18 protein-coding genes are annotated in these 21,906 nt (G+C 69.3%); 2 read left to right on the forward strand and 16 right to left on the reverse strand.

All coding sequences use genetic code 11. The features are described 5' to 3' along the window. Positions 1–321 precede the first annotated feature (321 nt). The 4 genes from B9S57_RS06795 to proB all read right to left on the reverse strand — a co-directional run bounded on the left by B9S57_RS06795 (position 322) and on the right by proB (position 4,143). Positions 322–921 (reverse strand): hypothetical protein, encoded by a 600-nt coding sequence (locus tag B9S57_RS06795; RefSeq protein ID WP_103514619.1) that lies wholly within the window; start codon positions 919–921, stop codon positions 322–324. Between the two features lie 75 nt (positions 922–996). Then, positions 997–2,280 carry a glutamate-5-semialdehyde dehydrogenase gene (locus B9S57_RS06800; RefSeq protein ID WP_103514620.1) on the reverse strand — a complete coding sequence of 428 codons (1,284 nt, stop codon included), beginning with the start codon at positions 2,278–2,280 and terminating at the stop codon, positions 997–999. Between the two features lie 129 nt (positions 2,281–2,409). After that, a complete protein-coding gene (locus B9S57_RS06805) occupies positions 2,410–2,895 on the reverse strand; it encodes a hypothetical protein (protein ID WP_103514621.1) in 486 nt (161 codons plus the stop codon). A 129-nt stretch (positions 2,896–3,024) separates the two neighbouring features. Further along, positions 3,025–4,143, reverse strand: coding sequence for a glutamate 5-kinase (gene proB, locus B9S57_RS06810; protein WP_103514622.1), 1,119 nt, complete (start codon positions 4,141–4,143; stop codon positions 3,025–3,027). 359 nt (positions 4,144–4,502) lie between these two features. On the opposite strand from proB, the gene B9S57_RS06815 reads away from it, so the two are divergent. Continuing rightward, positions 4,503–5,867, forward strand: a complete 1,365-nt coding sequence (locus tag B9S57_RS06815) for a polysaccharide pyruvyl transferase family protein (protein WP_103514623.1) — start codon at positions 4,503–4,505, stop codon at positions 5,865–5,867. 88 nt (positions 5,868–5,955) lie between these two features. Here B9S57_RS06815 and rfbC read toward each other — a convergent pair whose 3' ends face one another. The 12 genes from rfbC to rplU form a co-directional block, all read right to left on the reverse strand. Then, on the reverse strand, positions 5,956–6,552 hold the full coding sequence (gene rfbC, locus B9S57_RS06820; protein ID WP_103514624.1) for a dTDP-4-dehydrorhamnose 3,5-epimerase: 597 nt from the start codon (positions 6,550–6,552) through the stop codon (positions 5,956–5,958). An 89-nt stretch (positions 6,553–6,641) separates the two neighbouring features. Next, positions 6,642–8,639, reverse strand: coding sequence for a glycosyltransferase family 2 protein (locus B9S57_RS06825; RefSeq protein ID WP_103514639.1), 1,998 nt, complete (start codon positions 8,637–8,639; stop codon positions 6,642–6,644). Positions 8,640–8,870: 231 nt separating this feature from the next. Then, positions 8,871–9,608 carry a class I SAM-dependent methyltransferase gene (locus tag B9S57_RS06830; protein WP_219818553.1) on the reverse strand — a complete coding sequence of 246 codons (738 nt, stop codon included), beginning with the start codon at positions 9,606–9,608 and terminating at the stop codon, positions 8,871–8,873. A 338-nt stretch (positions 9,609–9,946) separates the two neighbouring features. Next, positions 9,947–10,825 (reverse strand): dTDP-4-dehydrorhamnose reductase, encoded by an 879-nt coding sequence (gene rfbD, locus B9S57_RS06835; protein WP_103514626.1) that lies wholly within the window; start codon positions 10,823–10,825, stop codon positions 9,947–9,949. Between the two features lie 144 nt (positions 10,826–10,969). Further along, positions 10,970–11,956 (reverse strand): dTDP-glucose 4,6-dehydratase, encoded by a 987-nt coding sequence (rfbB, locus tag B9S57_RS06840; RefSeq protein ID WP_103514627.1) that lies wholly within the window; start codon positions 11,954–11,956, stop codon positions 10,970–10,972. Then, on the reverse strand, positions 11,953–13,020 hold the full coding sequence (locus B9S57_RS06845) for a glucose-1-phosphate thymidylyltransferase (protein WP_103514628.1): 1,068 nt from the start codon (positions 13,018–13,020) through the stop codon (positions 11,953–11,955). The genes rfbB and B9S57_RS06845 overlap by 4 nt, the downstream gene beginning before the upstream one ends. 163 nt (positions 13,021–13,183) lie before the next feature. Continuing rightward, complete coding sequence (locus tag B9S57_RS06850) at positions 13,184–14,422, reverse strand: glycosyltransferase family A protein (protein ID WP_103514629.1); 1,239 nt, start codon at positions 14,420–14,422, stop codon at positions 13,184–13,186. A 257-nt stretch (positions 14,423–14,679) separates the two neighbouring features. After that, complete coding sequence (locus tag B9S57_RS06855; protein WP_103514630.1) at positions 14,680–16,884, reverse strand: hypothetical protein; 2,205 nt, start codon at positions 16,882–16,884, stop codon at positions 14,680–14,682. A 136-nt stretch (positions 16,885–17,020) separates the two neighbouring features. Next, positions 17,021–18,520: a bifunctional cytidylyltransferase/SDR family oxidoreductase gene (locus tag B9S57_RS06860; protein ID WP_103514631.1), complete on the reverse strand. Its 1,500-nt coding sequence runs from the start codon at positions 18,518–18,520 to the stop codon at positions 17,021–17,023. 282 nt (positions 18,521–18,802) lie between these two features. Further along, positions 18,803–20,239: a GTPase ObgE gene (gene obgE / locus B9S57_RS06865; protein ID WP_103514632.1), complete on the reverse strand. Its 1,437-nt coding sequence runs from the start codon at positions 20,237–20,239 to the stop codon at positions 18,803–18,805. A 142-nt stretch (positions 20,240–20,381) separates the two neighbouring features. Next, on the reverse strand, positions 20,382–20,639 hold the full coding sequence (gene rpmA / locus B9S57_RS06870; RefSeq protein WP_014045902.1) for a 50S ribosomal protein L27: 258 nt from the start codon (positions 20,637–20,639) through the stop codon (positions 20,382–20,384). Positions 20,640–20,653: 14 nt separating this feature from the next. Continuing rightward, positions 20,654–20,974 (reverse strand): 50S ribosomal protein L21, encoded by a 321-nt coding sequence (gene rplU / locus B9S57_RS06875; protein ID WP_015577124.1) that lies wholly within the window; start codon positions 20,972–20,974, stop codon positions 20,654–20,656. A 292-nt stretch (positions 20,975–21,266) separates the two neighbouring features. Between rplU and B9S57_RS06880 the strand changes: the two genes are divergently transcribed. Continuing rightward, entirely contained in the window at positions 21,267–21,878 is a 612-nt protein-coding gene (locus B9S57_RS06880; RefSeq protein WP_103514633.1) for an acyltransferase, read from the forward strand. Positions 21,879–21,906: the final 28 nt, after the last annotated feature.

The raw sequence follows: 21,906 nt of genomic DNA on the forward strand, positions 1-21,906 counted from the left end.
CCGGGGCTCACGTCACCAGGCCCCACGTCACCGGGCCCCGTGCCGCAGGCTCGCCGATCGGGCTCGTCGGCGCGGATCCTCAGAGCCGGGCAGGCAGGTAGGCACCGGGCAGGCTCGTCGGCACCGGCCGGCAGGGCGCCCGTAGGCCGTCGGCCCGCTCTCATCGGACCGACGGCCCGGGCGGACGGGATCGTCGACACCGGGCAGACTCGTCAGCACCGGCCGGCAGGGCGCCGCGCCACGGGGACCTCCTCCCGCCGAAGATCCGCCCCCGCCCGAGATCCAGCCGTCGCTGGAGATCCGGCCGTCACACCCGGAGGCTCAGGGCGAGCGGGGAACGGCAGAGACCGCGGGGCGCGAGTAGTCGGCCGAGGCCGAAGGGGCGACGCCCGGCTTGTCGACGCCGCTGGTCACCGGAGGCGGCACCTGCTCCTCCCGGCCGGCCGCCGCGCCTCGGTACACGGCGCTGAAGGCCAGCGCCACCATCCCGACCCCCATCAGCAGGGCGAGCAGCCAGGCGATCGGCCGGTGCCATCGGGCAGCGCCCCGGTAAGGGCGCAGCGAGCCGCCATGGCGTCCGTACGGGCCGTATTCGTCCCCGTAGGCGCCATCGGGGTCATCGGGGCCGAAGGAGCCTTGGAAGGCCCTCTCGCGGCCGTACACCCCGTCCGGCCCGTAGCCGTCGTCGTAGAGGTCGTCGTCCAGGGCGCCGCCGCCCGAACGCGCCCTGCTCGCCTCTGCCTCGGCGCGGGCCTGCGCGGCGGCCAGCAGGCGCTCGACCGCGGTGGGCTCATGAATCTCGGCGGACCGGACGAAGTCCTCGTCGAACACCACGGAGGCGAAGTCCTCGTCCGCGCCCCCGCGGTCGTCGTCGGGCTCCCAGCCGTCCGGGAACGGCTTGCCCCCCACGTCGTCCGGCACGGCTTCAGCCTAGCCCCGGCGGGGCGTTTTGGGCAGAGAGTCCGCAAACTCGCCCCGCCCCGCCGGGGGCGTTGGCTAACGGATGTGGCCGTCGCCGGTGACGATGTACTTCGTGGACGTCAGCTCCGGCAGGCCCATCGGCCCACGGGCGTGCAGCTTCTGCGTCGAGATGCCGATCTCGGCGCCGAATCCGAACTGTCCGCCGTCCGTGAAGCGTGTGGACGCGTTCACGGCGACCGTCGTGGAATCCACCAACTGGGTGAACCGGCGGGCCGCCGCCTGCGAGGTGGTGACGATTGCCTCGGTGTGGCCGGAGGACCAGAGCCGGATGTGCGCCACAGCGGCCTCGAGCGACTCCACGACCGCGGCCGCGATGTCGTACGAGAGGTACTCGGTCTCCCAGTCCTCCGGGGTCGCCGCCACCACGGTGGCCTTGGACCCCTCGGCGTGCGCGAGCACCCGCTCGTCGCCGTGCACCGTCACCCCGGCATCGGCCAGCGCGTCCAGGGCCAGGGGCAGGAACTCCGCGGCGATGTCCTTGTGCACCAGGAGGGTCTCGGCGGCGTTGCAGACGCTGGGGCGCTGCGCCTTGGAGTTGACCAGGATCTCGACGGCCATGCCGAGATCGGTCTGCGCGTCGACGTACACGTGGCAGTTGCCCGTGCCGGTCTCGATGACGGGGACGGTCGACTCCTCCACGACCGTGCGGATCAGGGAGGCGCCGCCACGCGGGATGAGCACGTCGACGAGGCCGCGGGCCCGCATCAGTTCGCGTACCGAATCGCGGTTCTCGCCCGGGACCAGCTGCACCGCGTCCGCCGGGAGACCGGACCCGCCCACCGCGTCACGCAGGACCCTGACCAGCGCGCTGTTCGAGGCGTACGCCGACGAGGATCCGCGCAGCAGCACCGCGTTGCCGGACTTCAGACAGAGCGCGGCGGCATCGACCGTCACGTTGGGCCGCGCCTCGTAGATGATGCCGACCACGCCGAGCGGCACCCGCACCTGACGCAGGTCGATGCCGTTGGGGAGGGTGGAACCGCGGACGACTTCGCCCACCGGGTCGGGCAGGGCGGCGACGTCACGCGTGTCCGCGGCGATCGCGCGGATCCGCTCCGGGGTGAGTGTCAGCCGGTCGACGACCGACTCGCTCGTACCCGCCTCCCTGGCCTTCGCGACGTCCTCGGCGTTGGCGTCGACGATCTCGCTGGTGCGCACCTCGAGCGCGTCCGCGATCGCCAGCAGGGCGTCGTCCTTCGCCGCACGCGGGAGTGGCGCGATGTCGTCGGCGGCGGCGCGTGCCCGGTAGGCGGCCTGGGCGACCGGGGACATGTTGTCGTACGGCGAAAGCGTGGTCATGCCCGCAGGGTAGTGCGCACACTGCGGGCATCCGTCACGTATCCCGTGATGCGAGACAGGCGTATCGGTACGCGTGCGCCCCTCGTCGTACCCCGGTCGCAGCGGGTGCACCCGGTTCGGTTCACCCGGTCAGTACGGGTGCACCCCGACCGGGGCCGCCGGTGGCGGGCCGTAGCCCTCGGCGATGCGCAGGTGGTAGGTCTCGCGGTCGATGACCTCCAGGCCGACGATCTCCCAGGGCGGGAGCTTCGCGCTGGAGCGGTGCTCCCCCCACAGCCGCAGCGCCACCGCGGCGGCGTCGTGCAGGTCGCGGGCCTCTTCCCAGTAGCGGATCTCGGCGTGGTCGTTCGCGTAGCGGCTGGTCAGCAGGAAGGGGTGGTCGTGCGCCAGCTGCTCCAGCCCACGCCTGACCTCCTTCAGCGGGGTCTCGCTGCCCGAGACGCTGAGGGTGATGTGCCACAGCTTGGAGCGGGTCCGTTCCTCCTCCGTCACCACCGGTTCCTGCTCGAGGGGCTGGTCGGTGGGCGTGCCGACGAAGTCGGCCCCCGCTCCGACACTGGTCAGGGCGCGGCTGCCCGTTCCGCGGGGCAGCGCCCCCGGGCGCGCTCGTCTCACCGGCGGCCTCCTGTGAATGCGTAGCTGTGCTGACCCCTTGTGTCCCCGTGACAAAGTTGACCAGCCCGGGGCCCGGTTCGGGGCGGTTTTCGTGAAGGTCTCCGCCCGAAGGCTGGACTTTCAGCCTTTTCAGGGGGCCGTGCGAGGCGTGAGGACGACGAGGTCGTCCCTGTGTACGACTTCCCGCTCGTAGGCGGGGCCCAGCTCGCGCGCGAGGTCACGGGTGGACCGGCCGAGGAGCTGGGGGATCTCCTTGGCGTCGAAGTTGACGAGTCCACGGGCGACGGCCCGGCCGGCGGTGTCCCGCAGCTCCACCGGGTCCCCCGCGGAGAACTCACCCTCGATCGCCGAGACGCCGGCGGGCAGCAGGGAGGTGCGGCGCTCGACGACGGCGCGCACCGCTCCGTCGTCGAGGGTGAGGGCACCCTGCGGCGTGGAGGCGTGGGCCAGCCAGAGCAGCCGGTCCGCCGAGCGGCGCCCCGTCCGGTGGAAGTAGGTGCCGGTGTCCCGCCCCGCCAGTGCGTCGGCGACATGGCTCGACGAGGTGAGGACGACCGGGATCCCCGCGGCGGTGGCGATCCGTGCCGCCTCGACCTTGGTGACCATGCCTCCGGTGCCGACACCCGCCTTCCCCGCGCTGCCGATGGTGACGCCCTCCAGGTCGGCCGGTCCGCTCACCTCGGCGATGCGGGAGGTGCCCGGGGTGCTCGGGTCACCGTCGTAGAGGCCGTCGACGTCCGAAAGGAGCACCAGGAGGTCGGCGTGGACCAGGTGGGCGACGAGCGCGGCGAGCCGGTCGTTGTCGCCGAACCGGATCTCGTCCGTGGCCACCGTGTCGTTCTCGTTGACCACGGGGAACGCGCCCATCTCGAGCAGCTGGTCGAGCGTGCTGTAGGCGTTGCGGTAGTGGGCACGCCGGCTGGTGTCGTCGGAGGTGAGGAGCACCTGGCCGACGCGTACGCCGTAGCGGGCGAAGGAGGCGGTGTAGCGCGCCACGAGCAGCCCCTGCCCGACGCTGGCGGCGGCCTGCTGGCGTGCCAGGTCCTTGGGTCTGCGGACGAGTCCGAGGGGGGCGAGGCCCGCCGCGATGGCGCCGCTGGAGACGAGGACGATCTCGCGCTCCCCGCCGCTCCTGACCTTGGCGAGCGCGTCGACGAGGGCGTCCACCCGGTCGGCGTCGAGCCCTCCCGCCGCGGTGGTGAGCGAGGAGGAGCCGACCTTGACGACGATCCTGCGGGCATCGGTCACACCCGGCCTGCGCCCCGCTCCGCCGCCGGAGGGTGCGCGGAGTGCGCTCCCGGACCCCTCTGCCGCGCCTCGAGATTCCCTTGCCCCTGACACGTACGCCCGTCCCCACATCACGTCGTCCTGCTCGGTCCTCCCAATCTACGCGAGGGGGACTGAGGGCACCGTGCCGTCTCAGCTGCTGTCACGGCCTGGGCCCGGTAGAGGGAAAAAAGGCCGACGGACAACTGACCGACATGCGCCCGAATGGAGTCATTTACGTAATCTCCACGGGCCGTTCATCGGGCTACCCTCTTTATGTGACAGATGAACCGACCCGCCAGAGGCGCATTCTCCTCAGATCAGGCAAGAGCCCCTTCGATGTGGCTTCGCTCGAACACTCCCTCCACAGAGATGTCTTCGCGACCAACGCGGGCAACCTGATCTTCAGCGACGCGGCACACAAACTCCTGACGACTCCGCGGGCCGAGGTCTTCTCCAACGGCATCCGCACGGATCCCTCTGCGGCCGACCGCATAAACGAGGAGTTCGACGCCTTCGTCGTGCCGCTGGCGAACGCGTTCCGTCCCACCTTCGAGCGTCCGCTGAAGCGCATGACGCAGCTGATCAAGAAGCTGCGCATCCCGGTCGTCGTCCTGGGCGTCGGCGCGCAGGCCGACCTCAAGTACAACGCGGACCGGCTGAAGCCGATGGAGCCGACGGTCAGGGAGTTCGTCACGGAGGTGCTCAACCACAGCGCGTCCATCGGCGTGCGGGGCGAGTTCACCGAGCAGTACCTGAAGAAGATGGGCTTCCGGGACGTCGAGGTCATCGGCTGCCCGTCCATGTTCATGAACGGCGAGACGTTCACGCTCGAGAAGGGGGCCGAGTCGCTCACCGCGGAGTCCCGCATCTCGGTGAACGGCTCGCACAGCGCCGTCCGCTCGCACGGCCTCGACGCCATCATCCGGCAGGCCCACGAGCGCTACCCGCATCTGCGGTTCGTCGGGCAGAACCTGCTCGAGGCCCAGCTGCTCCACTGGCGGGAGACGCCGAACCCGATCGGCGCCCAGACCTCGATGCCGACGCATCCGTCGCACCCGATGTACCGCGAGGGCAAGGTCAGGCTCTACGTCGATCCGGCGACATGGATCGAGGAGCTACGCGCGTTCGACTTCTCGTTCGGCTCCCGCATCCACGGCAACATCGCGGCGTTGCTGGCCGGGGTCCCGAGCACCGTGCTCTGCAGTGACTCCCGGACCCTGGAGCTCTGCCGGTACTTCGGCATCCCGCACCGCAAGATCTCCGAGACGCCCAGGAACATCGACCCCGCCGAGCTGTACGAGGCGGCCGACTTCGGCGAACTGGTGAACGGCCACAAGGAGAGGTTCCTCCGCTTCACCGGCTTCATGGAGAAGAACGGCCTGGAGAACACCTTCCACCACGGTGACGGCGGCAAGGCGTTCGACGCGCAGCTCTCCAAGCTGGCCCTGCCACCCGCCGTGCGGCCGTGGACCGAGGCCGGCCTCGATTCGCTGAGCAGCCGTTTCAGCTTCATGCAGAGCCGGATGGAGGAGCTGGCCGAACAGAACGCCCTCCTGCTCGGCCAGCTCGAAAGGAAGGCCGGCCGCCCGGTCAACATCAAGCTCCAGGGCGGCGACGCACCGGCCGCGTGGCCGTCCGCCTACCGGCGTGCCCGGCGCGTGGTGGGCCGCCCGGTGCGCAGGCTGCTGCGCCCGGAGCAGTAGCAAGCACGTCCGCCGCCCCGCGCGTGCCCCTGGCCGGACCTCACGGGCATGCGCGAGACGTGCGGGCCGGCGGCTTCGCCGGGACCGGTCAGCGTGCGCGCAGCTGATCCCGGAAGGAGACGCAGTCCTCGTAGCGGGGCAGGAGACCCCGCTGCTCCGCCTCGGCCAGGGTCGGAGCCTGCTCGTCCTTCGGGGAGAGCAGGGGGGCGATGTCCTCGGGCCAGGCGACGCCGAGCTCGGGGTCGAGCGGGTTGATGCCGTGCTCACGCTCGGGGGCGTACCCCTCGGAGCAGAGGTACACCACGGTGGCGTCGTCGCTCAGGGCGAAGAAGGCGTGCCCCAGCCCCTCGGAGAGGTAGACGGCGTGATGGGTCACGTCGTCGAGCCGGACGATCTCCCACTGCTTGTACGTCGGGGAGCCGACGCGGATGTCGACGATGACGTCGAGGACCGCACCCCGTACGCACTTGACGTACTTCGCCTGGCTCGGCGGCACGTCCGCGTAGTGGATGCCACGCAGGGTACCCCGCCTGGACACCGAGCAGTTCGCCTGGACGAGGCTGAGGTCCTGGCCCGTGGCGGTGCGGAAGTCCGCGCCGCGGAACCACTCGTGGAAGCTGCCGCGGTCGTCGGGGAACACCTTCGGTTCGTGAACCCAGGCGCCTTCGATGGACAGAGGTCGCATACTTTTCTGCTTCTTTCTCGACTGGCTTGTCTGCGCTCCGGGGCACGTGCGCCGGGCGGCCGGTTCCCGGCCGCCCGGCGGACACGCCCTCAGCGGAACAGGCCGCGCTTGATCCGTCCTGCCACACGGCTGGGGAAGGAGCTCTTCTTCTTCGGGGCGGCGGGCCTCTGCACCACGGCCGGCGCGACGCTCGGCGTACCGGCCGCCCCCGTGGTGATCGTGCCGTCGGCAGCGATCAGGAGGGCGGTGGGAAGGGGCGTCCAGCGCGGCTTGCCCCGCCGCGCCGACGGCAGGCCCAGTCCCATGTCCCAGGTGTGGCCCGGGAGCAGTCCGTCGGGCAGGTCCGCGGTGAGCACGGCGCCCTTCGGACGTGCGGTGAGCACGCCCTCGGTGCGGACCGCCGCGACACCCGCCGCCTTGAAGCGCAGGGCCACGGCCCCGCTCTCCGCGGTGCGGTCCGCCTCGACGGGGATCGGCAGCTCGACGCGTCCGCCGCCGACCAGGACGTCCTTCGGGGCGAGCACCTTGACGTCCCGGTCGATGCGGCTGGTGGCGAGGTCCACGTCGAGCGAGAGGTTGCCGTGCGGCTCGGTCCAGTACGGCAGGACGACCCGGTGCGGGGGACCGCTCAGCGCGCCGCGCCGCCCGTCCTCGACCTGGTCGGCACGCGTCGATCCCAGCCGGGCCTCTTTGGTCCAGCCGCAGGAGCTGATCCGGACGAAGATGTCCCAGATGCCCTTGCCGAGCGGTGCGCCGTTGGCGGCCGTCTCCGGATCGACCGTCGCGGTGGCCCGCAGTTCCTGCCGGAAAGCGGAGTCGCCCCCGACCGGGATCCGCTCCCGCGTGAACTCGACCGGCTGGAAGAACTCGGCGGCCGTGGACCGTTCCCGTACGACCAGGTCGACCTTGGACCTCTCCACGGGTGCCAGGGTGCTGACGCCGAGACCGGCGATCCTGGCCAGCGTCTCCTCGGCGAGCGGCGGGTCCAGGAGGTCCTCGCCTCCCTCCGAGCGGAAGGTCATCGGCTGGTCGGACACCTGGTACTCGGCGGTGAAGCCGACCTTCAGCGCACCGTCGTGCCAGCCGAGGCTGTCGAGCCGCCCGACAGGCCTGATCCCGGCCTCCCACCGTGCCAGTTCCTCGATGTCGGCGAGCCGGTCGTCCACGACCAGAGCCGCGACTATCTGCTGGGTGGGCTGCATACCGGCCGCGACGCCCGGTCCGAAGCGCTCGGTGACCACGCCTCGGATGGCGGTGAAGATCTCCTGGCGGTAGTCCTCGGGAAGGTTCAGCAGGCGCTTGCCGCGAAGCCGCTCCACCATCTCGTTGCGCAGCCAGCGGCGGAAGAGGCTGTCCCGCAGCGCGCCCGGTTCCGTGTACTTCTCGACGATGTCCAGAGCCTCACGGAGGTTGCCGTAGTAGCCGACGGGGTCGAAGCGCTGGAAGCCGGCGTTCGACGCGTCCTCCCGCTTGATGTGGTAGTAGCACAGGTAGTCGCTGAGGACGGAGATGTTCGCGGCCCGGAGGTAGGTCTCCACGACGAAGACATGGTCCTCGAGGCGTCTGCGGCCCTCGCGGAACGTGATGTTGTTGCTCTCCAGGAACTCCCGGCGGAACATCTTGTGCGGCGTCAGGCTGTCCATCAGCGGGGCGTCGGAGACGCTGGCCCGCGGGCGGTTGATCCGGAAGAGCTCCACCGGGACCGGACGGCCCTTGCCCGCCATCTTGCCGATGACGACGTCGGCGCCGTTCTCCACGCCGTAGCGGTACATCCGCTCCAGCGCCTCGTCGCCCAGCCAGTCGTCGTTGTCGACGTACATGACGAACTCGCCCTTGGCCAGGGCCGTTCCGACGTTTCGGGGTTTGCCCGACCAGCCCGACGACTCCTGGTGGACCACGTGGATGTTCGGGTGCGCGGCGGCGATCTCGTCCAGGCGCGCGGGGGTGGCGTCCGTGGAACCGTCGTCGACGAAGATCGCCTCGTACTCGTCCTCCGGCAGGCTCTGCCTCAACAGCGCGGAGATGCAGTCCTCGATGTACTCACCAGGGTTGTAGACAGGAATGACGACGCTGACCTTGACGGACATGCAGAACCCCATTTGGTAATCGATAAGTCGGCGCCGTACCCCACCCGGAGCGCCCGCCCGCCAGGATATATCGATGGCGAAGTCGCCTCACACGGGCAGATGTCCAGTAATCGGATGGGGACGCTGAGTGACCGGGAACAGGAGAGGAGAAACCTGGCCACGGGACCCCGAATCCGTCCAGCGGATTCCAGGGCCCGGCCGAGTCCGGAAAGGGGCACCCGGTCCAAGAATTCAGGGCTTGATGCCGTCCTGGCTGTAGCGTTTCTTGAGCACCCGCTTCTTGTTCGTTCCCTCGGCGTTCTTACCCTTCTCGATGATGACCAGGTTGTGGTAGAAGTGCATCCCCACAATGTTGAGATCGCTGTAGGACGGCTCGTAGTCGACGTCCACGAACTCTTCGTAGTTCAGGCCGTCGGCAAGCCTCTTCAGCATCGACATGCTCGTCTTCGGGTCGCTTCGGTCCTCGCTGCCCTGCCATTCCGGCCAGTACGAGGTCTGCGTGTCCTCGACGGCGTAGACGCCGCCGTCCCGGAGCAGTGGGAAGAGCGTCTCGAAGGTGGTGAGGATGTGCGGGCTGAGGTGGCTCCCGTCGTCGATGATGACGTCCAGCGTGCCGATCTTCGAGGCGACACCGACGAGGGAGCCCGGATCCGACTGGTCACCGATGAAGGTCGTGATCCGGTCCTCGTCGACGAAGGACTTGTCCTGGATGTCCATCCCGAAGATCTGGGCGTTCGGGAGGAAGTGCTTCCACATGCGCAGGGAGGCGCCGCCCTGACCCGCCCTGCTGTACCCGCCCACACCGATCTCGAGCAGGTTGATGGAGTCACCCTTCAGATGCTGAAGGTGCCGCTGGTAGTGCTGCGCATATCGATGGGTTCCCCATTTGTCCGTCCCGAAATGCTTGGCGAGCTCGCACAGGTCGTCCGAGATCGCCTCGATTCCCACGGGCTTGGCGGGACGAGGCACGGGAGTGGGCGCACCCGCAAATTTTCGCCGATAGCGACGCAGCTGCTTCCACCCCGCCTCACCGACAATTTTCCTGACCATCCTCTTCGCAGCCGTCTGTGTTGCCATGTTACGGATCCCCTTCCGTGTGGAACACTGCCCAGGCGTCACGATGGTGAGTGTGGCACCCGAAGTCCGGCCGAGCTGCGCTTCAGGAATCCAGAGGTGCAGATCCGTTTCGCCTGGCCTCGCCGGCTCAGGAACAGCCTGCGCGCCAAAGGCGTTTTTGTTGTGCATCGACCGGCCCGATGGGCAGTGAACTTACTGCGTCCGGGCGACAGTCGGCAATCATCAGAAGCTCACCGGGCCGCGCGCAGATCCGGAAATGCCTCGGCGAGCGCCTCCCGCCAGTCCCTGATGGGCTCGATACCGGCCCTCGTCCAGCGGTCGTGCCCCAGCACGCTGTACGCGGGACGGGGCGCCGGCCTCGCGAACGCCGCGCTGGTGGTCGGGCGGACGCGCTCCGGATCCGCGCCCAGCTGCTCGAAGATGGCCCGCGTGTAGCCGAACCAGGTCGTCTCGCCACCGCTGGTCCCGTGATAGACACCGGCCGGCGCCGTCTGGGCCAGGGCTCCCTGCCCCAGACGTACGAGGCGGTCGGCGAGGTCGACGGTCCACGTGGGCTGGCCGAGCTGGTCGTCGACGACGTCGAGGGTGTCCTTGATGCCTTCGAGCTTGATCATCGTGCGGGCGAAGTTCCCTCCTCCCGCGCCGTAGAGCCAGGCGGTCCTGACGACGTATCCGGTGTCGGGCAGCAGCGAGAGGACCGCCTCCTCCCCGGCCAGCTTGGTACGCCCGTACGCGCTGCGGGGTGCGGTGGGGGCGTCCTCCGCGTAGGGCTCGCCGCCCGCTCCGTCGAACACGTAGTCGGTGGAGACCTGGATCAGTACGATTCCACGCTCGGCACAGGCCTCGGCGAGGAGGCGGGGGCCGTCGCCGTTGATGCGCAGCGCCTCGTCCTCCCGGGTCTCGGCGTCGTCCACCGCGGTCCAGGCGGCGCAGTTGACGATCACGGCGGGGCCGTGCTCCTCGACCGCCCTGCGCACGGCGTCCGCGTCGGTGATGTCCAGGGCCTTTCGGTCCAGGCCCACGGTGGACCCGCCGTCCCGGGCCAGCCTCGCCAGGACGTCCTGTCCGAGCATCCCGCCCGCGCCTGTGACCAACCAGCTGCCGCTCATACCGCATCCCGCTTTCCGTCGTGCCTGTTGCCGTGACCGTGAACCGGCCCTTGCGCGGTGACGCCGCACCGGGCGGTGACCGGCCTCCACGTCCCTCTCCGGCTCGCTCCGCCCGCCGGCCGGAGCCCCCCGCCCCGCCGATTCCTACAGCGCCGCCCGGTCCTTCAGCGGCTCCCACCACACGCGGTTGTCGCGGTACCACTGCACCGTCTCGGCAAGGCCGGTGACGAAGTCCGTGCGGGGCTCGTAGCCGAGCTCCTCGCGGATCTTCGTGCAGTCCACGGAGTAGCGGCGGTCGTGTCCCTTGCGGTCCTCGACGTAGGTGACACTGGTCTCCCAGTCGGCACCGCAGGCCTCCAGGAGGAGTCCCGTGAGCTCCTTGTTGGAGAGCTCGGTGCCGCCGCCGATGTTGTAGACCTCGCCCGCGCGGCCCTTCGTGCGGACCAGCTCGATGCCCTGGACGTGGTCGTCGATGTGCAGCCAGTCGCGCACGTTGGCGCCGTCGCCGTACAGCGGCACGGTCTTGCCGTCGAGGAGGTTGGTGACGAAGAGCGGGATGACCTTCTCGGGGAAGTGGTGGTGCCCGTAGTTGTTGGAGCAGCGGGTCACCCGCACGTCCAGGCCGTGCGTGCGGTGGTACGAGAGGGCGATCAGGTCGCTGGACGCCTTGGCCGAGGAGTACGGCGAGTTGGGCTCCAGCGGGTGCGTCTCGGGCCAGGAGCCCTCGTCGATCGACCCGTAGACCTCGTCCGTCGAGATGTGCACGAAGGTCTTGATGCCCGCCAGGTGCGCGGCGTGGATCAGGGTGTGCGTGCCCACGACGTTCGTGCGGACGAATTCGGCGCCGCCGTCGATGGAGCGGTCCACGTGGGACTCGGCTGCGAAGTGCACCACCTGGTCGTGCTCGGCCATCAGCTTGCCGACCAGCTCGGCGTCGCAGATGTCGCCCTGCACGAAGGTGAAGCCCGGATGGCCCTGGACCTCGTCGAGGTTGGCCGGGTTGCCCGCGTACGTGAGCTTGTCGAGCACCGTGACGGCGACATCACCCGGTCCCTGGGGGCCCAGCACGGTACGAACGTAGTGGGAGCCGATGAATCCGGCCCCGCCGGTCACCAGGATGTGGGTGGTCATGAAGAGATCTGCACCTTGCTGTGGTCACCGAGCACCAGTCGGTGGGCGGACGGGTTGCGGGGCGCGGGGGTCACTTCGACGTCCCGGCCGATGAGTGATGCCTCGACGCGGCGCACACCGGAGACGGACGCGCCACGCAGGACGATGGAGTACTCGATCTCGCTGTCCTCGATCCGGCATCCCTCCGAGACCGAGGTGAACGGGCCGACGTAGGCGTCGCTGATGACCGAGTCGGCGCCGATGATCACCGGGCCGACGATGCGGCTGCTGGTGACGCGCGCCCCCGCCTCGATCCGCACCCGCCCGATGATCTCGCTGCTCGCGTCGACCGTCCCCTCCGTGCTGGGCTTCAGTGTCTCCAGGACGGAGCGGTTGACCTCCAGCATGTCGGTGACGTTGCCGGTGTCCTTCCAGTACCCGGAGATGGTCGTGGAGCGGACGTCGTGCTGATGGTCGATCAGCCACTGGATGGCGTGGGTGATCTCCAGCTCGCCGCGCCAGGACGGCTCGATCGAGCGCACGGCCTCGTGGACGGCCGGGGTGAAGAGGTAGACGCCCACGAGCGCCAGATCGCTCTTGGGCTCCTTCGGCTTCTCCTCGAGGGAGGCCACCCGGCCCTCGGCGTCGAGTTCCGCCACACCGAAGGCGGTGGGGTTGGGCACCTTCGTCAGCAGGATCTGGGCCTCGGGGCGCTCCGTGCGGAACTCCTCGACCAGTCCCGCGATGCCGCCGACGATGAAGTTGTCACCGAGGTACATGACGAAGTCGTCGTCCCCCAGGAAGTCACGGGCGATGAGGACCGCGTGGGCGAGCCCTCTCGGCTCGTCCTGCGGAATGTACGTGACGTCGATGCCGAGCGCGGAGCCGTCACCGACCGCCTCCCGGATCTCCGGCGCCGTGTCACCGACGATGATGCCGACGTCGGTGATCCCCGCCTCCGCGATGGCTTCCAGCCCGTAGAAGAGGACCGGCTTGTTCGCCACCGGAACCAGTTGCTTGGCCGACGTGTGCGTGATGGGGCGAAGACGGGTGCCCGCCCCACCGGAGAGTACGAGAGCCTTCACGTTGTTCCTGTTCCGACGATGATATGTAGATCTTGCGACGGATCATGAATATTGTAGGAGTTTGTCTCTGCATCTCCCGAAGTTCCGCCACCGGACGCGCACAAGGGACGCGAACGGCCCTCTGTGCGGGCCGGTTGGACCAGGGGGGGCGGCGCCCCGGCCCTCAGCCGAGGCTCAGGCGCGTGCGCCAGCCACGGATCTCCCTGCGCAGCCGCCGGACGGCGCGCCGCGCCGTGGACGGCTGCTGCGGTGCCGTCCCCCGCGCGCGTTTCGGCCGCCTGACCCGGTCGTCGCCGTGCCAGTCGGGCACCGTGACCTCGTAGTCGGACTCCCGGAGTCCGGCGGCCTCGTCCCGGAAGTACGGATAGGCGAGGAAGAGCTTGTCGCCGCGGTCCGAACGCACGAGCTCCGGGACCTCTCCTCCCCGGAGGAACCTCAACACGTCGGTCAGCAGGTCGAGGCGGCCGCGCGCGACACAGGCGAGCCTCAGCCGCTCGGCCACCTTGATCCGGCGGGCGACGCCGTCCGTCCAGTAGCTCCGCATCAGAGGAGCCGCGAGCTCCATCTTGTGCCGCTGCTCGTCCGGCGGCTGCCTCAGCAGGCCGGTGGCGAACTGCTGGAGCATGCCGACCGTGAAGGGCCTGACCATGAGCTGGTCGCGCTTCGGGCCGGCCGGCTCCAGCCTGTGGATGAGCGCCATCATGGCTTCCATCGCGTCGAAGCGAAGGGTGTAACCGCCCCTCCTGGTCGCGTGGTTGCCGTCGGCTCGGCCGACGAGGTGGTAACAGACGTAGTCCGCGACGACGGAGACGCCGGCGCCGCGCAGGTACGCCTCCATCGTGAAGAGGGCGTCCTCGCCGGTCTCGAGCCGCTCGTCGAAGCGCAGCCCGATCCGTTCCAGCAGGTCACGCCGGAAGAGCTTCTGGGCACTGAGCGTGTAGATCACCTTGGACCGGTGGACGTCGACGCGCTCCTCGGTCCGCGACCACATCGACTTGGGCGCCCCCCGGTTGACGCCGATCACCTTGCCGAGCACGACGTCGGTTCCGGCCCGGTCGCCCATCGCGACCATCCGCTCCAGGGCTTCCTCGCCGAAGTAGTCGTCCGCGTCGAGGAAGAAGACGTACCGGCCGCGGGCGAGCCCGATGCCGACGTTGCGCGGGCCGCTGGGGCCTCCGGAGTTCTCCTGGCGGACGACGCGCATGTCGATGGCGGTCCGGGCGGCGAACTCCTCCAGGTACTCCCCCGTGCCGTCGGTCGAGCCGTCGTCGACCGCCACGATCTCCATGCGCCCGGCCGGAAGCGTCTGCGCATCGACGGACTCCAGGCAGCGGATCAGATACGGCATCGCCTCATAGGCGCCGATGATCACGGTCACATCTGGTGCGGCGGTGGTGCCCATTTCTCCCCGGTTCACACAAAAACGCATCAATCAGGAGAAACGATGGAATGATGGCACACGCCCCGTTCCAGGCACGGACACGCCGAACGGCCCGTACGTTCCCCTCCCTCAGGAGGAGACGGACGGGCCGTCGTGTGGGTTGTGTCGAAAATCGGACGACATTCGAACCGGGCGATAATGGATGGATAACACCAGGTGAACGCATCGGTGTCCGGTCGCCACTCTCACGTTCCGTGGCCGGCCGGACACCCCCTGGTTCAGCGGATCGCCGTGGGACCCGCTCCTATGCCGGCGTCGGCCTCCGGCACGTCCGGAGCGTCCGGCACGTCGGGGTCGACCGCGGCGTCGGCCTCGGCGATGATCTCGGCCGTGCCGTCGCCCGCACCGCTGGACTCCGCCTCGGCGTCCGGCAGGGGGGCGGCCGGCTGCTGCCCGCCGACGCGCTGCGCGACACCGATGTTCCGTGCTTCCGCCTTGGCCGCCAGCGCGTGGACCGCGGCGTTGAACTGCTCCATGGAGGTCGGCTCGTCCGGACCCAGCAGGTAGGTCTTGAGCTCATGCCGGGCCTCGGCCAGCGGGTCGGCGGCCGGATCGGCGACGGCCCGCAGCAGTTCGTCGATCTCCGCGGCGCTGTTGGAGAGGATGACGGCCGCCCTCACGGCGGTGTTCTGACGCTTGAACTCCTCCGCGCCCAGCTCGGCCGAGTCCGTGACCGCGTACGGCTTCCCGCTCGCGATGAAGTCGGACACCACGCTGGAGATGTCCGAGACCATGGCGTCGGACTGGTTGAAGCAGTCGTACAGCTTCGGCTGCGCGCCGGTCACCGTCATGTGCTGCCACCAGCCGAAGGAGCGCCAGTAGGCGTCGTTCCACTCGGCCCGCAGGGTGGTGATCTCGGCCTGGCGAGCCGGGTCGGCGAGCGCGAGACGCGACTCGTCCGCCTCGTCGCCACCGGCGCGGCCCGGCTTCGCCAGCTCCTCCAGACGGGCCTCGATGCGGACCAGTTCCGCCTTCGCCTCACCCTGGCCGGCCGCCGCGGCGGCGGCCTCCTTCACCCAGCGCGGTTCGGCGGCGCGCTTCTGCGCGGAGGTGGCGATCAGATTCTGGATCCTGGTGTCGACGGCCTTGGCCTTGGCACTGCGGATACCGGTGAAGGGGTGCGGCTTGTAGATGACCCGGACCGGGCTGTCGGCCGTGAGCAGGCGGCGGACGATGTGCTCGCCGGCCAGGAGCAGCGACGTGTTGCCGGGGTTGTCGTCCCAGCCCTCCCAGGTGGGGGCGTACAGCACCGTCGGGACGGGGTTCCTGGTGGTGCCGGTCCAGCTCTCGATCGGCGCCAGCTGGGGCCGTCCGACCTCGACGATGTCCTCGTCGCGGATGCCGACGTCGGCCAGGGCGTAGCGGTCGCGGCCCGCACGGCCGGCCGTCCACACCTCGTCGTAGACCTTGGAGTACGGGTTGACGCTGGCCAGCTTGTCGCTGTCGCCGTGGCCGATGAAGACGTGCTTCATCGTCGGGACGCGCAGCATGTGGATGTTCTTGCCGACGTTGGCCGGATACAGACACACCCGGACGGTGGAGAGGTCCAGGTTCATCAGGTGGGTGCCGGCGGGAACGCAGACGACGGGTACGGAGGTGTCCGCGAGCTGCGACACGAGGTTGCGCTCGCGCATGACGATGAGCGGGCGTCCCTCGACGGCCGCCATGGTCTCGAGCCACATGTTGCCCTGGTAGGCGGACTCGCTGGAGCCGGAGAAGTAGAGCACGACGGTCGGCTGGTACTCGCCCAGCCAGGTGTCCAGCGCCTTCAGCACGGCGGGGGCCGAGGGCGCCTGCCGGTTCTTGCGCAGGTACGGGACGAGCACGGCGTTGTAGCCGAGGGCCAGCAGCAGCGTGACGGCCGCGCCGATGTACCCGATCATGTCCTCGCCCGTGCCGGCGGCGATCAGGACGCCCGCCACCGCGGGGAGGTCGAGGTGGAGCATCTTCTCGCTGGCGCGGTGCAGCAGCGCGCGCGGCGGGCCGTTGGGGATGCGGACGCCGTGCAGGTCCACGTTGCGGGTGACGATCGGCAGGCTGCGGCGCAGCCGGATCAGCGTCGTGAGCGCGCCGTGCGGAGCCTGCAGACCGTAGAAGAGAAGGAAGCAGGCGACCGCCGCGTAGAACAGCGGCTCCTGGGCGAGGTCCAGCCGGGCCAGGAGCAGGATGATCATCAGCTGACGGAGCAGGAAGCGGATGGAGAGCCCCGCCCGCACCTTTCCGAGCCTGTTGACCAGATAGCTGCCGCGCTGGTGCAGGTACCAGTCCGCGATGTACGTGACAGCCGTGGCCGCCGCGAAGAACCAGATATCGGGGAGAAGAGCGGCGATCATGACGCAGGGATATCCCAGCATCATCAGTATCGCTGCCGCCAGTTCTGACCGACTGCCCACACGGGCCAGGCGGATGGCTGTCGAAATCACGAAGAACCTGCTCCAGGGGGTGCCGGTTGATTCACGTATTGAGGGAAATGTGAAGATTCGGCTTCACGCACACGGGCCCCCGGAATCACCTTTCAGTGAATCCGGAGGCCCGTAAAAGCACAATTGTCAAGAATTATTACACATCTTCTTGACGGTCCAGCACCGAGGCCAGCGCCTGCTCGAAGCCCGAGGCTTCGGTGACATCACGGGTCGGGTCCTGCTGCCGTACGTCGATGACGTGACCCGTCATCGCGGACAGGAGCACGTCGAGCGAGGTGCGCGCCACGGCCTCGGAGGAGAGCAGCGAGCCCTCCGGCTCCTGGCCGAACGCCTTGGTCCGCATGGGGGTCGCGGTGCGCTCCGGGTTCACGCAGTTGACCCTGACGCCCTCGCCCGCCCACTCGTCGGCCAGCGCCTGGGTGAGGTTGACCATCGCGGCCTTGGTGGAGGAGTAGAGGCTGTACTCGGCACGGCCCCGGGTGTAGCTGCTGGAGGTGTACAGGAGCAACTGCCCCTGGGTCTCCGCCAGGTACTTGTACGAGGCTCGGGCGATCTGCACCGGGGCCAGGTAGTTGACGTTCAGCGCTTCCTGGATCGTCGTGTTGTCCGTCTCGGCCAGCTTGCCGATGCGCAGCACGCCCGCGGTGTTGATGACGTAGTCGATGCGGCCGGTCTCGGCGTAGGCCTTGGACAGCGCGTCGTCGATGTGCTCGGGGTTCTCCACGTGCGTACCGGTGGTGGAGCGGCCCAGCGCGTACACCGTGGCGCCGTACTGCTCGGCCAGGGTGCCGATGTCGGCGCCGATGCCGTACGAACCGCCGAAGACCACCAGGGTCTTGCCGGAGAGCAGCTCGCGGTAGGCGGCCTCGTCGGCCTGGCGGGGGGCCGCGGTGGAGGCCAGTTGGAAGAGCTTGTCGGTGATGAAGACGTCGACCGGCTGGGTCACCTTCATGTTGTACTCGTCGCCCGCGACCACGAAGATCGGCACGTCGGGGAGGTACCGCAGGACGACCGAGCAGTCGTCGGTGGCCTGGAAGTTCGGGTCGCCTGCCGCGACCTCGTACGCCTTGCGGATCGTGGACAGCTTGAACGCCTGCGGGGTCTGGCCGCGGCGCAGCCGGGACCGGTCCGGGACGTCGGTGATGAACTCGCCGTCCTCGCCGTGGGTGCGGGTCACGATGATCGTGTCGGCGGACGGGATGGCGACGTCCACCGCCTGGTACCGGCCGAGGGCGTCCACGCAGTCCTTGATGACGCGCTGCGACAGGAGCGGGCGGACCGCGTCGTGGAAGAGGACGTTGCGGTCCTCTCCCTCGGCGAGCCCCTCACCGAGGGCCTCGATGGCACGCTCGGTGGTCTCGTTCCGGGTGCTGCCACCTTCGATGATCTTGATGACCTTGGTCAGCCCGGCCTTGGCGACGATCTTCTCGACGTCGGGTACGAAGCCCGGCGCCATCAGCACGATGACATCGTCGATGTCCTCGGCGTTCTGGAAGATGGTCAGCGTGTGCTCGATGACTGCCTTACCGGCGATCTTCAGCAGTTGCTTGGGGATGGACAGTCCCACACGCTGACCGGTCCCACCGGCGAGCACGACCGCTGTGGTCCGGGGCTTGGCTTCATGCGGCACAGACACAGACGACCTACCTTGCGATGACAGGGGGGAACAGTGTGATGGTCGCACTCTCCGCGACCGTCTCGCAAGGTGGACGTTTACCGTCCCTTGCCCTTGGGAAACCTGCAGTTCACCGTCTGGCCAGGCAGATTGACGGCTCCGCCGCCCCGGCCCCTGGTGACGGACTCCACAGACGTGTTACGCAATCCGCACATGAGCGGGCAGCGCACCGCCTCCACCTGGCAGTTCCCGGTGAAACCGGGCCGGGCGCCCCCGCAGGACAGGGGCGCCCGGCAGGCAGGCCTAGAAGGGGTCGAACTCGTCGTACTCACGCTGCGCGACATCCTTCTCGGACTCACGCTCGCGGCGGCGCTGCGCGGCGGGGCGCGGAGCCTCCATACGGTGGTCCTCACCGCGGCGGCCCAGCATCTCGGCACCGGCGGCCATGGTCGGCTCCCAGTCGAAGACGACCGCGTTGTCCTCGGGGCCGATGGCCACGCCGTCGCCGGCCTGGGCGCCCGCCTTGCGGAGCGCGTCCTCGACACCGAGGCGGTTGAGCCGGTCCGCGAGGTAGCCGACGGCCTCGTCGTTGTTGAAGTCGGTCTGACGGATCCAGCGCTCGGGCTTCTCGCCGCGGACGCGGTAGATGCCGTCGTCCTCCACGGTGACCGTGAAACCGGCGTCGTCGACGGCCTTGGGACGGATGACGACCCGGGTCGACTCCTCCTTCGGCTTGCTGGCGCGCGCCTCGGCGATGATCCCGGCGAGGGCGTACGAGAGCTCGTTGAGGCCCTTGTGCGCGATGGCCGAGACCTCGAAGACGCGGTAACCGCGTGCCTCCAGGTCCGGGCGGATCATGTCGGCGAGGTCCTGGCCGTCCGGGATGTCGATCTTGTTGAGGGCGACGATGCGCGGGCGGTTCTCGAGACCGCCGTAGAGCCGGAGCTCCTCCTCGATCATGTCCAGGTCGGAGAGCGGGTCGCGGTCGGACTCCAGCGTGGCGGTGTCCAGGACGTGCACGAGCACGGAGCAGCGCTCGACGTGGCGCAGGAACTCCAGACCGAGGCCCTTGCCCTGGCTGGCGCCCGGGATGAGCCCCGGGACGTCCGCGATGGTGTAGACGGTCGAGCCCGCGGTGACCACGCCGAGGTTGGGCACGAGGGTCGTGAAGGGGTAGTCCGCGATCTTCGGCTTGGCGGCCGACAGCACGGAGATGAGCGAGGACTTCCCGGCGCTCGGGTAGCCGACGAGCGCGACGTCGGCGACGGTCTTGAGCTCCAGGACGATGTCCCGGCTCTCGCCGGGCTCGCCGAGCAGCGCGAAGCCGGGCGCCTTGCGGCGCGCCGAGGCCAGCGCGGCGTTGCCGAGGCCGCCGCGGCCACCCTGGCCCGCGACGAAGGTGGTGCCCTGGCCGACGAGGTCCGCGAGGACGTTGCCGGCCTTGTCGAGCACGACGGTGCCGTCCGGGACGGGCAGCACCAGGTCCTGGCCGTCCTTGCCCGAACGGTTGTCACCGGCGCCGGGCTGGCCGTTCGTGGCCTTGCGGTGAGGGTGGTGGTGGTAGTCCAGCAGTGTGGTGACGGCCTGCTCGACGACGAGGATCACATCGCCGCCGCGTCCGCCGTTGCCCCCGTCCGGGCCGCCCAGCGGCTTGAACTTCTCACGGTGCACGGAGGCCACGCCGTGGCCTCCGTTACCCGCGGCGGCATGCAGCTCGACGCGGTCCACGAAGGTGGTCATGGGTGGGTGCCTCCAGGTACTGCGGAAAAGATACGGGAATGTCTCTTGACGTAACGCGCCGAGGGCGGACCCGCTTCCCCGTTTACCGGGAAAGCTGAGATCCGCCCTCGGAAGGTGCTGTGTCGTCTCGCCGTTGCCTGGATCAGGCAGCGACGGGAACGATGTTCACGACCTTGCGGCCACGGTGCGTACCGAACTCCACCGCACCGGCGGTCAGCGCGAACAGCGTGTCGTCGCCGCCACGGCCGACGCCCGTGCCCGGGTGGAAGTGGGTGCCGCGCTGGCGGACCAGGATCTCACCGGCGTTGACGGCCTGACCGCCGAAGCGCTTCACGCCGAGCCGCTGAGCGTTGGAATCGCGCCCGTTCCGAGTGGACGATGCGCCCTTCTTGTGTGCCATGTCTCCTCAGTCCCTTACTTCGCAGCCGCGGGGATACCGGTGACCTTGATCGCCGTGTACTGCTGGCGGTGACCCTGGCGACGGCGGTAACCGGTCTTGTTCTTGTAGCGAAGGATGTCGATCTTCGCGCCCTTGTGGTGGTCCACGATCTCGGCCTGGACCTTGATGCCGTCCAGCACCCACGGGTCGCTGGTCACGGCGTCGCCGTCGACAACGAGCAGGGTCGAGAGCTCGACCGTGTCGCCAACCTTGGCGGTGGAAATCTTGTCAACCTCAACGATGTCGCCGACAGCAACCTTGTGCTGGCGACCACCGCTGCGCACGATGGCGTACACGCGGATCTCTCTCTCACTCGGAACGGATCCCCTGATGCCAGCCGCCCGCGCAGGCCGGGGCCCGCGACAGTCCGGAAGGATGAGCGGCCTCCCCCGGGGACGGATCACCGGGAGGGATGTGCTCAGGGGGTAGGCGCACAGAAACACGCCGAGGGTCAAGATTACGGGGCGGACCGCAGGGGGTCAAACCGGGTTCCCCGCCGCGCACACGGTGGACGCGGGCGGGTGCGAGTCGGTACGGAGCGGATCGAACGTACTCTTTGTCCTGATCCGTTCCCCGAAAGGTGCTGACGTGACGTACAAGGTCCAGCCCACCGCACAGGTCGACCAGAGTGCCCGGATCGGGGACGGCAGCAGTGTCTGGGAGCTCGCCCAGATCCGTGAGGGCGCCCGGCTCGGCGAGGGCTGCGTGATCGGCCGCGGTGCCTACGTGGGCACGGATGTGCGGATCGGGGACAACGTCAAGCTGCAGAACTACGCCCTGGTGTACGAGCCGGCCGAGCTCGGTGACGGTGTCTTCGTCGGCCCCGCCGTCGTCCTCACCAACGACCGCAACCCGCGCTCGGTCGACCCCGGGGGCAGGCAGAAGCGCGACGGTGACTGGGAGGCCGTGGGCGTGAAGGTGAGCGAGGGCGCCTCGCTCGGCGCACGGTCCGTGTGTGTCGCGCCCCTGCGGATCGGACGCTGGGCCATGGTGGCGGCCGGCGCCGTGGTGACCAAGGACGTTCCGGACTTCGGCCTGGTCGCAGGCGTACCGGCCCGCCGGATCGGCTGGGTGGGGCGGTCCGGCGTCAAGCTCGTCGAGCGAGTGGAGGAGCCGGGGGTCTGGGAGTGCCCGCGGACCGGCGCACTGCACGACGAGGACGACGGCGTGCTGACGGAACGCGTCGCGCGGGCGCTCTGAGGCGTACGACGGCTCCCCGTCCCGCCGC

Source organism: Streptomyces sp. SM10 (genome assembly GCF_002910915.1).
Lineage (GTDB): Bacteria > Actinomycetota > Actinomycetes > Streptomycetales > Streptomycetaceae > Streptomyces.